This is a genomic window from Streptomyces sp. NPDC001970 (genome assembly GCF_053594115.1).
The window spans coordinates 24,568-39,817 of the sequence record NZ_JBSFDW010000047.1 but is presented as its reverse complement, the minus strand read 5'-3'; the positions used below and the strand labels follow the sequence as shown (position 1 = coordinate 39,817).

The 15,250-nt window shown below is 70.1% G+C and carries 12 protein-coding genes; 6 read left to right on the top strand and 6 right to left on the bottom strand.

What is annotated here, in order from left to right:
* Nucleotides 1-34: 34 nt before the first annotated feature.
* Nucleotides 35-316, bottom strand: coding sequence for a hypothetical protein (locus tag ACWCP0_RS36775; protein ID WP_451083099.1), 282 nt, complete (start codon nucleotides 314-316; stop codon nucleotides 35-37).
* A 234-nt stretch (nucleotides 317-550) separates the two neighbouring features.
* Nucleotides 551-1,345 (bottom strand): hypothetical protein, encoded by a 795-nt coding sequence (locus ACWCP0_RS36770; protein WP_451083098.1) that lies wholly within the window; start codon nucleotides 1,343-1,345, stop codon nucleotides 551-553.
* Between the two features lie 955 nt (nucleotides 1,346-2,300).
* Between ACWCP0_RS36770 and ACWCP0_RS36765 the strand changes: the two genes are divergently transcribed.
* Nucleotides 2,301-2,744 carry a PAS domain S-box protein gene (locus tag ACWCP0_RS36765; protein ID WP_451083097.1) on the top strand — a complete coding sequence of 148 codons (444 nt, stop codon included), beginning with the start codon at nucleotides 2,301-2,303 and terminating at the stop codon, nucleotides 2,742-2,744.
* Between the two features lie 147 nt (nucleotides 2,745-2,891).
* On the opposite strand, the gene frc is transcribed toward ACWCP0_RS36765, so the two are convergent.
* Both frc and oxc read right to left on the bottom strand, forming a co-directional pair.
* Entirely contained in the window at nucleotides 2,892-4,148 is a 1,257-nt protein-coding gene (gene frc, locus ACWCP0_RS36760; protein ID WP_451083096.1) for a formyl-CoA transferase, read from the bottom strand.
* A gap of 75 nt (nucleotides 4,149-4,223) precedes the next feature.
* Entirely contained in the window at nucleotides 4,224-5,975 is a 1,752-nt protein-coding gene (oxc, locus tag ACWCP0_RS36755; protein WP_451083095.1) for an oxalyl-CoA decarboxylase, read from the bottom strand.
* A gap of 257 nt (nucleotides 5,976-6,232) precedes the next feature.
* Between oxc and ACWCP0_RS36750 the strand changes: the two genes are divergently transcribed.
* Nucleotides 6,233-7,828 carry a FadD7 family fatty acid--CoA ligase gene (locus ACWCP0_RS36750; protein ID WP_451083094.1) on the top strand — a complete coding sequence of 532 codons (1,596 nt, stop codon included), beginning with the start codon at nucleotides 6,233-6,235 and terminating at the stop codon, nucleotides 7,826-7,828.
* A gap of 17 nt (nucleotides 7,829-7,845) precedes the next feature.
* Here ACWCP0_RS36750 and ACWCP0_RS36745 read toward each other — a convergent pair whose 3' ends face one another.
* A complete protein-coding gene (locus tag ACWCP0_RS36745) occupies nucleotides 7,846-8,778 on the bottom strand; it encodes a LysR family transcriptional regulator (RefSeq protein ID WP_451083093.1) in 933 nt (310 codons plus the stop codon).
* 365 nt (nucleotides 8,779-9,143) lie between these two features.
* Nucleotides 9,144-10,157, bottom strand: coding sequence for a 2-dehydropantoate 2-reductase (locus ACWCP0_RS36740; protein ID WP_451083092.1), 1,014 nt, complete (start codon nucleotides 10,155-10,157; stop codon nucleotides 9,144-9,146).
* A 157-nt stretch (nucleotides 10,158-10,314) separates the two neighbouring features.
* Here ACWCP0_RS36740 and ACWCP0_RS36735 point away from each other — a divergent pair, with 157 nt between their 5' ends.
* The 4 genes from ACWCP0_RS36735 to ACWCP0_RS36720 all read left to right on the top strand — a co-directional run bounded on the left by ACWCP0_RS36735 (nucleotide 10,315) and on the right by ACWCP0_RS36720 (nucleotide 15,247).
* Nucleotides 10,315-11,856 (top strand): Re/Si-specific NAD(P)(+) transhydrogenase subunit alpha, encoded by a 1,542-nt coding sequence (locus ACWCP0_RS36735; protein WP_451083091.1) that lies wholly within the window; start codon nucleotides 10,315-10,317, stop codon nucleotides 11,854-11,856.
* Between the two features lie 6 nt (nucleotides 11,857-11,862).
* On the top strand, nucleotides 11,863-13,338 hold the full coding sequence (pntB, locus tag ACWCP0_RS36730; protein ID WP_451083090.1) for a Re/Si-specific NAD(P)(+) transhydrogenase subunit beta: 1,476 nt from the start codon (nucleotides 11,863-11,865) through the stop codon (nucleotides 13,336-13,338).
* Nucleotides 13,339-13,461: 123 nt separating this feature from the next.
* On the top strand, nucleotides 13,462-14,451 hold the full coding sequence (gene moaA / locus ACWCP0_RS36725) for a GTP 3',8-cyclase MoaA (RefSeq protein WP_451083089.1): 990 nt from the start codon (nucleotides 13,462-13,464) through the stop codon (nucleotides 14,449-14,451).
* Nucleotides 14,452-14,554: 103 nt separating this feature from the next.
* Nucleotides 14,555-15,247 (top strand): GntR family transcriptional regulator, encoded by a 693-nt coding sequence (locus ACWCP0_RS36720; RefSeq protein ID WP_451083088.1) that lies wholly within the window; start codon nucleotides 14,555-14,557, stop codon nucleotides 15,245-15,247.
* Nucleotides 15,248-15,250 lie beyond the last annotated feature (3 nt).

The window sequence follows — 15,250 nt, the reverse complement described above, 5'->3', positions numbered from 1 at the left end:
GGCGCGGTACCCGAACATCCGGCTCTGCGGCCCTCTACCCACCCTGGGCAGGGACATAGTCCGGGGTGAGATCGGTGCGGAGCCGGTGGATGCGTACGGCGTGCCGCCATCTGCCGCGATCCACCGCGGTGTCGCCGTGGAACTCGGCAACGAGCTGGGGCACGACGGGGGGGAAGGCCAGGGGTTCGCGGCTACCCCAGCAGGCGGAGAACGTCACGCCGTGCCACGGATGATCGGCCCCTGCCGGCTGGAGCATGCCGCCGCCGAGCTCGGCGCGCAGCCGCGGCGACAGCGGCGTGCTGCGCGCGACCAGCACAAAGCGCCCAGCGGCGGTGTAGCGGCCGAGCAGGACGGTCTCCGAGCGGGTCAGACTGCCGGTGACCGCACCGACGATCGCCTCGGCGGTGCTGCGGGGGCACTGGTGAAGTGTCGGTATTCACAGCGTGCGCAATTCCGTGACACCGGCAGCTGCGCATGCCACCTCTGGAGCAGACGAGGCAACGGTTGCGAGTCTGACGAACAGCTCGGCCTTGGATCGGGCTCGGTTGGACTACTGCCGGCTCGTGGACGGCCTGGCAAGGGCGAGGCGGGTCCAACGTTGCAGCTCCTCGTCGTGGCTGCCTGTCTCCGTCTCCTGGGCGACCGCTGCGGTCTCCTTGGGTGTGGGATCGCCGTTGCGGGAGAGGAGCGTCAGTGGCCAAGCCGGGGTGGTGGGCTGCTCACCGTCGAAGGGGTGCCAGTCCCAGGGCGCGTCGAACCGCCAGGCACGCCCGTCATGGTCAACGACCTCGTCGCCTGTTTCGAGGAAGGCGTAGGGACGGAAAAGCAACTCGATGCGGATCGGTTCACCGCCCGCCGGATCGAGCGCATAGCCCTGGTCCTCGAGCTCGGGGTCGTGGGATTCGCCCTGCCGCAGGACTTCGAGGTAGCAGGCGGGGCGGGGCAGCATGCCGGTCACCAGAGGTGGATCGAAGTGGTGGACGGACGCGATGTGCACCACGGTCGGCGGGATTCCCACCAGGCAGGTGTCGCCCGGCTTCAAGGTGGTCTCCGCCGGCACGGTTCCGAAGTAAGAACGGTCCCAGTCGTAGGACTTGGGCATGGGCAGCGCGCTCTCCCCGTTCCAGCGGAAGCTGTGCGCCTGCGGATCCACCTCGTTCCACGGCCATCGTACGGAGACGTAGGAGCGGGAGACCGAAGCGACTGTGGTCTCGGTGAGCGGGCATTCCAGCGTCAGCACATCGCCGGGCCGGAACCGGACGCCACCGCCGTCCACGCGGTGCCGGCTCGTCGGCCCGTCTTCCCAGTCACCCATCATGTCCTCCTCGATGTCCGGAGCGATCATCACAGACGGGGACCTGCCGTCCCCCGCAGGGGGCACGTTGGGCATGCGCCGGCGGCTATCAAGGTCATTGGTGCAGGCGCAGAACTCTGTCCGCCCCTGGGCAAGGCGTATGCCCAGAAGCATCGCTCGGTCCGGGCGAAGGCGTGATCCAGGCAGGCGACGCCGTCGGCGATGTCCTCGGGGGCGAGGACATCGGGCTTGTGGTCGTTGTGCGAGCCCAGTTCGGCCGCCCACACCACCCGGCTCCAGGACACCGACACACGCGTGACGCTGGGTGACCTCCTGGCGCAGAGACTCGGTGGATCCGTTCACGCCGAACTTGGTGAGGCCACTGAAGAACGGGTGCGCGGGGGTGTGTGTGGCTGTTCTGTCGCGGCACTGGTCGTTGCGCGCGCAAGCGCGCTGGGCCGTCTACGCGGAATGAGCCTTTCGGACAGCAGTCGTGAGGCTGATCACGCCATCGACCTGACAGAGCCCGAAAGGCTGCATGCGGGCAGCCGGGAACCTGCCCGCCCCGGACGGGCGCCCCCGGCAGGGCCCTGCCGGGACCCGGGTACCCCGAGCGCGGGACAGGCAGTTGATCCTCCCAGGCCCGCGTTGCAGGCCCGCAGGAGGACATCGGCAGCCCGTCGGCAGGCCCGCGGCCGGGCCGTGATCCAGGCCGTCGACCGCCGTCAGCGCCGACGACGGCAGCGAGCTGCAAAGTCCAGATCCATACGAAACGGCCGAGGTGTCACATGCGCAGCTGCGGCACGCACTTCAGCCGCGCGAGTCCACCTCCGGCCTCACCATGTCCGTGATCCGCCGGCAGCACGGCGAGCACATCGCCGTAACACCCGCCCGCCCGAGCGGGGTTGGGGGCCGACCCATGCCTCCTCCTCGCCGACAGTATTCTGTATACTAATGGGCTCACGCTCATCGATGGATTGCCCTGTTGCCCCAACTCGGAGGAGACATGGAAGATCTGGATCCCACGGTGGTTCTGGGCATGACGGCCCAGGCACCTGACGGCGTAGTGATCATCGACCGGGAAGGACTCATCCGTTACTGGAACCACGGTGCGGAGCGGATATTCGGGTTCTCGGCGGCCGAGGTCGCCGGCCGCAGCCTGGACGTGATCATTCCCGAACGGCACCAGAAGCGTCACTGGGACGGCTTCCAGGAGTCCATGGCCCGCGGGACCACCAAGTACGGGGACGCCGATCTCCTGAACGTCCCCGCGGTGGGCGCCGGTGGCAGGAAGCTGTCGATCGAGTTCAGCGTGGTGCTGCTGGACGACGCGGACGGACGGCCGGGCTACGTCGGGGCGGTCATCCGGGACGTCACCGCGCGGCGCGACCGGGAGCGGGAGTTGTACCGTCAGTTGGCAGCCGCCAAGGCGGACCACGCGACGGCCTGACCTCCGGCCCCCAAGGCCGTCCAGGGCCTTCCAAGGCGGCGAAGCCCCCGTGCCGGCCGGCACGGGGGCTTCGCCGTACGCAGTCCCGCACGCCCGTGTGCCCCGCCCACGAGGATCGCGCGCGGGGCACCCCTGGGGCGGTCCCGGTCAGACGATGATCTGGCTCTCGCGCAGCTTGGCGATCGCGTCCGCGTCGTAGCCCAGGTCGGCGAGGACCTCGCTGCCGTGCTCGCCGAGCAGCGGGGCGCCCTTGATCTCGGGCTTGAAGTTCGAGAACTTGATGGGGCTGCCCACGGTCAGGTAGGTGCCGCGGCCCTTCTGCTCGACCTCGACGATGGTGCCGCTCTTGCGCATGTCGGCGTCCTCGGCGAGCTCCTTCATGCTGAGCACCGGCGCACAGGGCACCTCCCACTTGCGCAGGATGTCGACCGCCTCGTACTTGGTCTTGTCGGCGAGCCACTTCTCGATCTCGCCGAAGATCTCCATGATGTGCGGCTGACGCGCCTTGGCGGTCGTGTACTCCGGGTCCTCGACCCACTCGGGCCGGCCGATGGCCTCAGCGGTGCGCTTCCAGTTCTGCTCCTGGATCGTGAAGTAGATGTAGGCGTTGGGGTCGGTCTCCCAGCCCTTGCACTTCAGGATCCAGCCCGGCTGGCCACCGCCGCCGGCGTTGCCGCCGCGGGGCACCGCGTCGCCGAACTCGCCGTTCGGGTACTGCGGGTACTCCTCCAGGTAGCCGATCTTCTCCAGGCGCTGCTGGTCGCGGAGCTTGACGCGGGTCAGGTTGAGGACGGCGTCCTGCATGGACACCGACACCTTCTGACCCACGCCGGTCGCGTTCCGGTGGATGATCGCGGTCAGCAGGCCGATCATCAGGTGCATGCCGGTGTTGCTGTCGCCGAGGGCCGAGCCGCTGATGGTCGGCGGGCCGTCCCAGAAGCCCGTGGTGGAGGCGGCACCGCCGGCGGCCTGGGCCACGTTCTCGTAGACCTTGAGGTCGTTCCAGGACGAGTCGTCGTTGAAGCCCTTGACCGAGCCGAAGATCAGGCGCGGGTTCAGTGCGTGGATGTGGTCCCAGCCGAGGCCCATGCGGTCCATGGCACCCGGCGCGAAGTTCTCGACCAGGATGTCCGCCTCGCGGATCAGGTTCTCCATGACCTCCTTGCCCTCGGGGGTCTTGGTGTTGATGGCCAGCGAACGCTTGTTGCTGTTCAGCATGGTGAAGTACAGCGCGTCGAGGTCGGGGATGTCCCGGAGCTGGTTGCGGGTCACGTCGCCGCCCTGGGGACGCTCGACCTTGATGACGTCGGCGCCGAACCAGGCGAGCATCTGGGTGCACGCGGGACCGGCCTGGACCCCGGTGAAGTCGATCACCTTGATTCCGGCGAGCGGCTTGTCACTCATGTGGCTTCCTTTTCGTGAATGATCTCGGAGCGAGGGTGGGCTGTGCGGGGCTGGGCAGTGCGAGGTGAAGGCGCGTCACTTCTTCGCCGGCGTGATGTTGCCGACGGTGATGCCCTTGGGGTTGAGGTGCGCGATGTGACCGCTCTCGGTGCCGGCCGAGGGGTCGATCGCGCAGTCGATGAGCGCCGGTCCCCCCGAGGCCAGCGCCTCGGTGAGGGCGGCGGTGACCTCGGCGGGCGTGGTCGCGCGGTAGCCCTTGCCGCCGAACGCCTCGATCATCCGGTCGTGCCGCGCCGCGAGCATCAGCGTCGTCGGGGACGGGGCGTCGTCGAGCGGGTTGACGTCGTCGCCGCGGTAGACGCCGCCGTTGTTCATGATGACGGTGACGACCGGCAGCTTGTAGCGGCAGATCGTCTCCAGCTCCATGCCGCTGAACCCGAAGGCGCTGTCGCCCTCGACGGCCACGACCGGCTGGCCGGTCTCGACGGCGGCGGCGATCGCGTAGCCCATGCCGATGCCCATGACGCCCCACGTGCCGCTGTCGAGACGGTGGCGCGGCACGTGCATGTCGATCACGTTGCGGGCGATGTCCAGCGCGTTGGCGCCCTCGTTGACGAGGTACGTCTCGGGGCGCTCGTGCATGACGTCACGTACCGCCTTCAGGGCGCCCATGAACTGCATCGGGTGCGGGTCGGCCTTGAGTCGCTCCGCCATCTTGGCGACGTTCTGCGCGGAGCGTGCGCCCAGTTCCTCCCGCCAGGGGGTGGGGGTCGCGATCTGGCCCGGCTTGGTCCGCTCGGCAAGCGCTTCGAGCACCGACTCGATGTCACCGACGAGCGGTGCGGCGATGGGCTGGTTGCTGTCCATCTCCCTGGGCTCGATGTCCACCTGGATGAACTTCGCGTCCGGGTTCCACTGCGGTGCCTCGCCGTGGTTGAGCAGCCAGTTCAGGCGGGCGCCGATGAGCATCACGACATCGGCCTTCTTCAGCGCCAGCGAACGGGCGGTGGCCGCGGACTGCGGGTGGTTGTCCGGCAGCAGGCCCTTCGCCATCGACATCGGCACGTAGGGGATGCCGGTGGACTCGATGAACTCCCGGATCCGGTCGTCGGCCTGCGCGTACGCGGCGCCCTTCCCGAGCACCACCAGCGGCCGCTGGGCACCCGCCAGGAGCTCGATCGCGCGGTCCACCGCATCGGGTGCGGGCAGCTGGCGCGGCGCCGGGTCGACGAGACGGCTCAGCGTCCTGTCGCCGTCCTCCTTGGGGAGGACGGAGCCGAGTACCGCGGCCGGGATGTCGAGGTACACACCGCCGGGCCGGCCGGAGATCGCGGTGCGCAGGGCCCGTGCGATGCCGCGGCCGATGTCCTCCACCCGGCTCACGCGGTAGGCGGCCTTGCAGAACGGCTGCGCGGCGGCGAGCTGGTCCATCTCCTCGTAGTCGCCCTGCTTGAGGTCGACGAGGTGCCGCTCGCTGGAGCCGGAGATCTGGACCATGGGGAAGCAGTTCGTGGTGGCGTTCGCCAGCGCGACCAGCCCGTTGAGGAAGCCCGGAGCGGACACCGTCAGACAGATGCCCGGCTTCTTGGTGAGGTAGCCGGCCGCCGCTGCCGCGTGTCCCGCGTTGCTCTCGTGGCGGAAGCCGATGTAGCGGATGCCCTGCGCCTGCGCGAGGCGGGCGAGGTCGGTGATCGGGATGCCGACCACCCCGTAGATGGTGTCGACGTCGTTCATCTTCAGAGCGTCGACGACCAGGTGGTACCCGTCGGTGAGCTCGGCCGGAACGTCGGCGGTCGCCGCGGTCTCCAGTGGTGAGGGGGCGGTCATGGTCCGAGGTCCTCCTTGGGCAGTTATGCCGGTGCGGCTACTCATCTCACCTTCGGCAGCGCGCATCCCCACGTCCAAGACCTATCGGCGACCAGCCGATAACCAGCATCTATCGAGTCGTGCCGCACCGGTCCGCAGCTCGGTTGATAGCCCCCCGCTATCGCGCGTTCGTCAGTGCGTATTGGACGGGCAACTCGGGCCCCGCGCAGGCTCGCAGTCGACCGCTTTCATCAGACCTGTCGCGAGGAGGTGCGGTCATGGCCGTTCCGGCCGCAGCATCCGTGCGCGACCCGAACCGGTATCCGCCCCCGGCGGTCACAGGCCTCGTCGATCTCCTCGACCGGCACGTGCGCGAACGTCCCCGCGCCCGAGCGCTCGTCGTCAACGGGGACCGGGGGGAGCTGTCCTACGGCGCCCTTGCCGCCCTGGCCGACGATGTGGCCGGCCGGCTGGGCGGCGCGGGGCTGCGCCGCGGCGACGCGGTCGCCCTCGTCTGCGCCAACACCGCCGAGTTCGTCGTCGCGCTGCTGGGCGGGGCACGCGCCGGGCTGGTGATCGCGCCGATGGACCCGGCGCTGCCCGCGTCACAGATGTCCGCCCGGCTGGAGGCGCTGGGGGCGCGGGCGGTGCTCCTCGGTCCTCCCGCGGCGGGTGCGGCGGCGATCGCGCAGGTCCCGGTCCCGACGTGGAGCCTCCGTGTGGACGTCCCCCGTGGCGGGTCGCCGGTGGCCGTCCTCGAGACCGGCGCACACACGGCCGCCCGTCACGTGGGCGGCGCGGCTCGGGAGCTCGCGGTCCATGACGCCCTCGTGCTGTTCACGGCGGGGACCACCGACCTGGCCAAGATGGTGCCGCTGACCCACGCGAACGTGGCCGCCTCCGTCCAGGGCATCTGTGCCTGCTACGAGTTGGGGCCCGACGACGCGACGGTCGCGGTGATGCCGTTCTTCCACGGTCACGGGCTGTTCGGGGCGCTCCTGGCCACCCTGGCCAGTGGGGGGTGTGTCCTGCTGCCCGCGGGGGGGCGGTTCTCGGCGCACACGTTCTGGGACGACATGCGGGCGGCGGACGCCACGTGGTTCACCGCGGTCCCCACCGTCCACGAGATCCTCCTGGAGCGGTCGGCGATCGAGCACCCGGGTCCCCTCGTCCCGGCCCTGAAGTTCGCGCGCAGTTGCAGTGCCCCCCTCAACACGGCCACGCAGCGGGCGCTGGAGCGCACGCTGGGCGCGCCGCTGCTGTCCGCGTACGGGATGACGGAGTCCGCCCATCAGGCGACCAGCGAGCCGCTGCCGCATCAAGGGCTCCTGAAGCACGGCTCGGTCGGCCGGCCGACCGGCGTGGACGTACGTGTCCTCGATCAGAACGGGCACATGTGCCCGGTCGGCACCGAGGGCGAGATCTGGGTGCACGGTCCCACCGTCGCCCGCGGCTACCTCGCCGACCCGGCCGAGACGGCGCGCAGTTTCGTCGACGGGTGGTTCCGCACCGGCGATCTGGGCTCACTGGACAAGGACGGGGACCTGTTCCTCACCGGGCGCATCAAGAACCTCATCAACCGCGGAGGCGAGAAGATCTCCCCCGAGCATGTCGAGGACATCCTGGCCGGGTGTCCCGGTGTCGCCGAGGCGGCGGTGTTCGCCGTACCCGACGCGACGTACGGGCAGCGCGTCGGCGCCGCCGTGGTCGTGCGCGAGGGCTGGACCACCGGCTCCGAGGAGATCCTGCGGTACTGCCGCGACCGGCTGGCCCCCTTCGAGGTGCCCGACCGGATCGAGGTCGTCGCCGCTCTGCCTCACACCGCCAAGGGAGGGCTCGACCGGCCGGCTGTGGAGGCCCGGTTCGCGCGCTGACGCCGCGGGGGCGGGTCTCACCTGACGAGGTGCTCGGACGCCAGCGGCTGGTCGAAGAACTCGTCCAGCGACAGGCCCGCCGCCGCGGTCATGAACGCCCGGGCCGCGACCGAACCGGGGGTTGCGGCGTGGATCGCCACCGAGACCTGCGCCCGGGCGTCCGGGTCCACCAGCCGGACGGCTCGCAGTCTGCCCGTCACGGGCATGGCGCGCAGCCAGGTGTGCGGCACGATGCTCGCGCACGCGCCGATGCCCACGTTGGCGTAGAGAGTGGCGACCGAGTCGGTCTCCACCTGCGGGGTCACCACGACCCCGCTGTCCGCGAAGGCGCTGTCGATGACCTGGCGGATCCGCATGTCGGGTGTCAGCAACGCAAGCGGCAGCTGGGCCGCTTCGGCCCAGGTCATGGTGTCGGTCTGGGGCAGCAGCTGGTCGCTGGACGCGAGCAGCATGTACCGCTCCTCGTAGAGCGGCATCACCTGCAGGCTCTCCCGGTCGTCGGGGGCGAAGTGGGCGATCGCGGCGTCCAGTTCGAACGCGCGCAGCTGCCGGGTCAGCTCCGTCGTCGACAGACGGGAGCGGACCTGAACCTTGGCCAGCGGGTGTGCCGCGCAGAACGCGGCCACGGGAAGGACCACGGTCGTCGATGCCGTCGGTTCCGCGCCGAGCCGCAGCGTCCCGGTGATGCCCGACTGGACGGCGGCCACCTCGGCCTTGAACGCCTCCTGCTCGGCGAGGATCCGCTTGGCCCACACGACGAGCCGCTCGCCCTCCGGGGTCAGGCCCTGGTACTTGTGCCCACGGTTGATCAGTGTGACGTTCAGCTCCCGCTCGAGCTTGGCGATCGCCGCCGAGAGCGCGGGCTGCGACACGAAGCAGGCCTCCGCCGCGCGGGCGAAGTGCCTCTCCCTTGCCACCGCCACGAAGTACTCCAGCTGACGGAACAGCATGAACGACTCCTTTCTGCCTGGGGCCGCGGCCGCGCCGGCACTCCCTGCTGGAGTCGCTGGGCCGCCCGTTCCCGCTGGTCAACTCCCCGGACGTGGCGAACGTCCCCGGCGGCCGGAGACGGGCGAACGGGATGTGGTGCGGCGGCCGCGTCCTTCCAGGCGGCTCCGATGTGCCTGTGCCGGAGTCGTCGTCGTACGAGGTACACCGCCGGCCCGCCACCTCGACGGTGCCGGACCCTGGCCCCGAAGCGGCCGGGACGGGGCCAGGTGCCGCGACATCGTAAGGGGTGGTCAGTGGTCGTCCGGACGGCGGGCCGGTGGTCTCTTGGTGTTCCGTACCGTGTACGCGGGGTCCCGCGCCCGCGCTAGGCGGGAACCGGCTCCTGGGCCCTGCCGCCGTTCTCCAGCCCTGCGGTGGAGCGTCGCGCCAGGAGGTCGGTGGCGGCGTGGACCGCACGCAACGTGGGTGCCTCGGCGCCCGTGATGTCGGCCATTTCCACGACCGCTGTCACGATGGCGTCGAGTTCCATCTGCTTGCCGGCCTCGAGGTCCTGCAGCATGGAGGTCTTGTGGTGTCCCACCCCCTCCGCACCTCGCAGCCTCTTCTCGATCGAGATGTTCGGAGTGCTGCCGACCCTGGCCGCGATGTCGAGGGTCTCCTCCATGAGTTGGGTGACCAGCCGGCGCGTGGGCAGGTGCCGGCAGATCTCGACCATCGTCGCCCTGGTGAGCGCGCTGATCGGGTTGAAGGCGACGTTGCCCATCAGCTTGATCCAGATGTCGTCGCGCAGGTTCGCCTCCACCGGGCACTTCAGCCCGCCCGCGACCATGGCCTCGCTCAACGTCGTGCACCGGTCGGAGATTGAGCCCCCCGGCTCGCCGATGGAGAAGCGGGTGCCCTCCAGATGCCGGATGACACCGGGCGCCTCGATGACCGTGGCGGGGTAGACGACACAGCCCACCGCCCGTTCCGGTGGCAGCACCTTGCTGGTGGCACCGTCCGGGTCGACCGCCTCGATCCGCCGTCCCTCGTAGGGACCGGACAGCTTGTGGAAGTACCACCAGGGAATGCCGTTCTGACCGGCCACCACCGCGGTCCGGTCCCCCAGCAAGGGGGCGACCAACGGTCCGGAGGACGGGTAGGCGTGCGCCTTCAGACCCAGGAACACGTAGTCGACGGGACCGATCTCGGCCGGGTCGTCCGTGGCGTGGGGCCGCGCCACGAAGTCACCGCGTGGGCTGTTCACCCGGACCCCGTGGGCGCGTATCGCCCGCAGGTGCTCGCCTCGGGCGATCAGGTGGACGTCAGCGCCACCACGGTGCAGTGCCGCTCCGACGTAGGCGCCGATTGCGCCGGCTCCGAGGACTGCGATTTTCACGGCGGCTCCTCTCGATTTGATGGGGGAGGAATGGATACTGTATGCAGTGTTCTCTCCGGAAGTACAGTCGCATGACAAAAAGACGCTCGGTTCGGATAGTTGACCCAGCCCGGCCACTGCCGAGCCAGGACGGTCGAAAAGGACGAAAAGGAGAGCGATGTCGGATTCACCGCCACAGCAGATCGGTGTCGTCGCCGAGTCCACCGCCGGGGAGACCCGGGTGGCCGCGACACCAGCCAGCGTCCGCCAGCTCCTCGGACTCGGCTACGAGGTCGTCGTCGAATCGGAGGCGGGCGAGGCCTCGGGATTCTCCGACGACGCCTACGCCGAGGCGGGCGCGCGGATCGGCGACGCCTGGCAGGCGGACGTCGTCCTGAAGGTCAACGCGCCCTCGCACGAGGAGATCGGGAAGCTGCGGGACGGGGCGATGCTGATCGGGCTGATCGCCCCCGCGCTGAGCCCCGACCTCCTGGACGACCTCGCACGGCGGCCGATCACCGTCCTGTCGATGGACGCCGTACCCCGTATCTCCCGGGCCCAGTCGCTGGACGTCCTCAGCTCGATGGCCAACATCGCCGGGTATCGCTCCGTGATCGAGGCGGCGCACGCCTTCGGACGGTTCTTCACCGGCCAGGTCACCGCGGCGGGCAAGGTACCGCCCGCGAAGGTCCTGGTGGCCGGCGCGGGTGTGGCCGGTCTCGCGGCGATCGGCGCGGCCGGCAGCCTGGGCGCGGTGGTACGGGCCACCGATCCACGGGCGGAGGTCGCCGACCAGGTCCGCTCGCTGGGCGGTGAGTTCCTCGCCGTCGAGGTGGAACAGGAGTCCGGCGCGGACGGGTACGCCAAGGCCACGTCCGAGGCGTACGACCGGCGCGCCGCCGAGATCTACGGCGAACAGGCCCGCGACGTCGACATCATCATCACCACCGCGCTCATCCCCGGCCGTCCGGCACCCCGCCTGATCACGGCGGAGCACGTGGCGTCCATGAAGCCCGGCAGCGTCATCGTGGACATGGCCGCGGGGCAGGGCGGCAATGTCGAGGGCACGGTCAGCGGCAGGGCGATCGTCACCGACAACGGCGTGACGATCATCGGCTACACCGACCTCGCCGGCCGGCTGCCCGCGCAGGCGTCGCAGTTGTACGGAACCAACCTCGTCAACCTGCTGAAGCTGCTCACACCCGGCAAGGACGGGCAGGTGACGCTGGACTTCGACGACGCCGTGCAACGGGCCGTGACCGTGGTGCGCGACGGCGCGAAGACCTGGCCGCCACCGCCCGTGCAGGTCTCGGCCGCGCCCGCGAAGCCGGCGGCAGCGCCGGCCGAGGTCCCGAAGGCGAAGGACTCCGGCCTCTCGCCGGCCGTCCGCTACGGTCTGATCGGCCTCGGCATGATCGCGATGTTCCTGCTCATCGCCTTCTCCCCCGCCCAACTCGCCGCGAACTTCACCGTGTTCGCCCTGGCCGTCGTCATCGGCTACTACGTGATCGGCAAGGTCCACCACGCCCTGCACACCCCGCTGATGTCGGTCACCAACGCGATCTCCGGGATCGTGGTGGTCGGTGCGCTGCTGCAGATCGGTCACGGGCACGTGGCAGTCACCGTGCTGTCGTTCGTGGCGATCCTGCTGACCACCGTGAACATCTTCGGAGGATTCGCCGTCACCCGCCGCATGCTCGGCATGTTCTCGAAAGGCTGAGGATCGATGAACGCAACCACGGCGGCACAAGCCGCCGACATCGTCGCCGCGCTGTTGTTCATCTTCAGCCTGGCCGGGCTCTCCCAACACCACACCGCCCGCGCAGGGGTGGCCTACGGCATCGGCGGAATGGGGCTCGCGCTCGCCGCCACGGTCGTCGTCGCCGCGCGGGGCATCTCGGCCGGGGCCATCACGCTGATCCTCATCGCCACGGCGATCGGCGGCGCCGTGGGCCTGTGGCGGGCCCGCAAGGTGGAGATGACCCAGATGCCGGAGCTCATCGCCGTCCTGCACAGCCTCGTCGGGCTGGCCGCGGTGCTGGTCGGCTGGAACAGCTACCTCGGGGTCGAGGCGCACGGCGCCGCGCAGACAGAGGTCGCCCACGACCTGCTGCGGATCCACCACGCCGAGGTGTTCATCGGCATCTTCATCGGCGCGGTCACCTTCACCGGTTCGATCGTCGCCTTCCTGAAGCTGTCGGCGCGGATCAAGTCCAGGCCGCTGACGCTGCCCGGCAAGAACGCCCTCAACGTGGGGGCGCTGGCCGCCTTCGTGGCGCTGACGGTCTGGTTCACGGTGAGCCCGGGCCTCGGCCTGATGATCGCCGTCACCGTCCTGGCGCTCGCGCTGGGGTGGCACCTGGTCGCCTCCATCGGCGGCGGTGACATGCCCGTCGTGGTCTCGATGCTCAACAGCTACTCGGGGTGGGCGGCAGCGGCGGCGGGCTTCCTCCTCAACAACAACCTGCTCATCGTCACCGGCGCGCTGGTCGGCTCGTCCGGCGCGTACCTGTCGTTCATCATGTGCAAGGCGATGAACCGGTCCTTCATCTCGGTGATCGCCGGCGGATTCGGCGTCGAAGCGGCGGCAGGCGGCGACACCGAGCAGGGCGAGCACCGCGAGATCAGCGCCGAGGACGGCGCGGAACTGCTGGCGAACGCCACATCGGTGATCATCACCCCGGGGTACGGCATGGCGGTGGCCCAGGCCCAGCACCCGGTGGCCGAGCTGACCCGGGCCCTGCGCGAGCGCGGGGTCGACGTGCGCTTCGGTGTGCACCCGGTGGCCGGACGGCTTCCCGGGCACATGAACGTGCTGCTGGCCGAGGCCAAGGTGCCCTACGACGTCGTGCTGGAAATGGACGAGATCAACGACGACTTCGCCAACACCACGGTCGTGCTGGTCATCGGCGCCAACGACACCGTCAACCCGGCGGCGACCGACGACCCGTCCAGCCCCATCGCCGGCATGCCGGTGCTGCGGGTCTGGGAGGCCGAGAACGTCATCGTGTTCAAGCGGTCCATGGCCTCGGGCTACGCGGGCGTGCAGAACCCGCTGTTCTTCCGCGACAACACCAGCATGCTCTTCGGTGACGCCAAGCAGAGCGTGGAGGACATCCTGCGCGCGCTGGGCCCGGCGGACTCCGGTCCCGCGGCGCCGCGTTCGGGCTCCCGTCCGGCCGAGCAGCCGGCGCACGCCTGACACTCCGCGCAGCGGCGCCGGCACACCCCGTCGGCGCCTCCTGTGCTCACGTTGTGGTGGGGCCGGGCAGCCGCCGGCTTCCCCGCCCCACCTCAACGCCGCCCCACGGGAAAGGTGAAGTCCATGTTGCTCGACACCTACGGTCGGATCGCCACCGACCTACGGGTCTCGCTGACCGACCGGTGCAATCTGCGGTGCACGTACTGCATGCCGGAGGAGGGCTTGCAGTGGCTGTCCAAGCCCGACCTGCTCACCGACGACGAGATCGTGCGGCTGGTCTCGATCGCGGTGACGGATCTGGGCGTCACCGAGGTGCGCTTCACCGGCGGTGAGCCGCTGCTGCGCCCGGGCCTGGTCGGCATCGTCGAGCGCTGCTCCGCGCTCGACCCGCACCCCCAGCTCTCCCTGACCACCAACGGCGTCGGCCTGGCCCGCACCGCCGAGGCCCTGCGCACCGCCGGGCTCGACCGGGTCAACGTCTCCCTCGACACCCTGCGTCCCGAGGTCTTCCGCACCCTCACCCGCCGCGACCGGCTCCACGACGTCCTCGACGGCCTGAGCGCGGCCCACGCGGCCGGCCTCACACCGGTGAAGGTCAATGCGGTCCTCATGCGCGGTGTCAACGACGACGAGGCCGCCGACCTGCTCGGCTGGGCCCTCGAGCACGACTACGAGCTGCGCTTCATCGAGCAGATGCCGCTGGACGCCCAGCACGGCTGGCAGCGCAGCGACATGGTCACCGCCGCGGAGATCCTCGAGAGACTCTCCGCACGCTTCACCCTCACCCCTGAGGTGTCCTCCGTGCGCGGCTCCGCGCCCGCCGAGCGCTGGCTGGTCGACGGCGGGCCCGTCCGGGTCGGCGTGATCGCCTCCGTCACCCGGCCGTTCTGCCGCGCCTGCGACCGCACCCGGCTCACCGCCGACGGCCAGGTCCGCAACTGCCTGTTCGCCCGTGAGGAGTCCGACCTGCGCACGGCCCTGCGCTCCGGCGCGACGGATCAGGACGTCGCCGAACGGTGGCGCGCCGCGATGTGGGGCAAGAAGGCCGGCTCCGGGCTCGACACCCCGGCCTTCCTCCAGCCCCGACGGCCGATGTCCGCCATCGGAGGCTGACCCTGTCCTCGTTGCGACGGGAACCTCCCTCCGAATGTAGATTCCATACAAAAATCTGTATGCTGTCCCTGTCATCATTCCACTGCAGTCCCTGAGGGGGCCCATGCGCGACATACGCTCCGCGGCGGCCGGCGTGCGGGTCACCCGGCCGGTCCCGCTTCGCCAGGCCGTCTACGAGACCCTGATCGAACTGATCGTCAACGGCTCCCTCACACCCGGCCAGCATCTGGTCGAGTCCGAGCTCGCCGAGCAACTGGGCGTGAGCCGCCAGCCGGTACGCGAAGCCCTGCAGCGACTGCAGACCGACGGCTGGGTCGATCTGCGGCCGGCCCAGGGCGCCTTCGTCCACTCCCCCACCCCGGAGGAGGCAACCCAACTCCTCAGCGTCCGTGCCGTACTGGAAACCCACTCCGCGCACGGCGCCGCGCTCTACGCCACCGAGCAGGACGTGACCCGGCTCTGGGAGCTCCAGGAGTCCGGGATCGCGGCCCTGACGGCCGACGACGCACGCGGCATCGTCGAAGCCAACGCCGCCCTGCACGGCTTCATCACCCAGCTGTCCCGCAACAAGGTCCTCGCCGAGCTCATCCGCCAGGTGGACCGACGGGTGCGCTGGTACTACATGCCCATCGCCCGGCCCCGCGGCAAGGACGCCTGGAACGAACACGCCACCCTCATCAACGCCATCGCCGAAGGTGACGCCGAGCGTTCCGAGCAGTTGATGCGCCGTCACACCCAGAACACGACCGACTTCTACTGCCGGCAGATCGCCGCCGCGGCCGCGCAGCGCATGTGACCG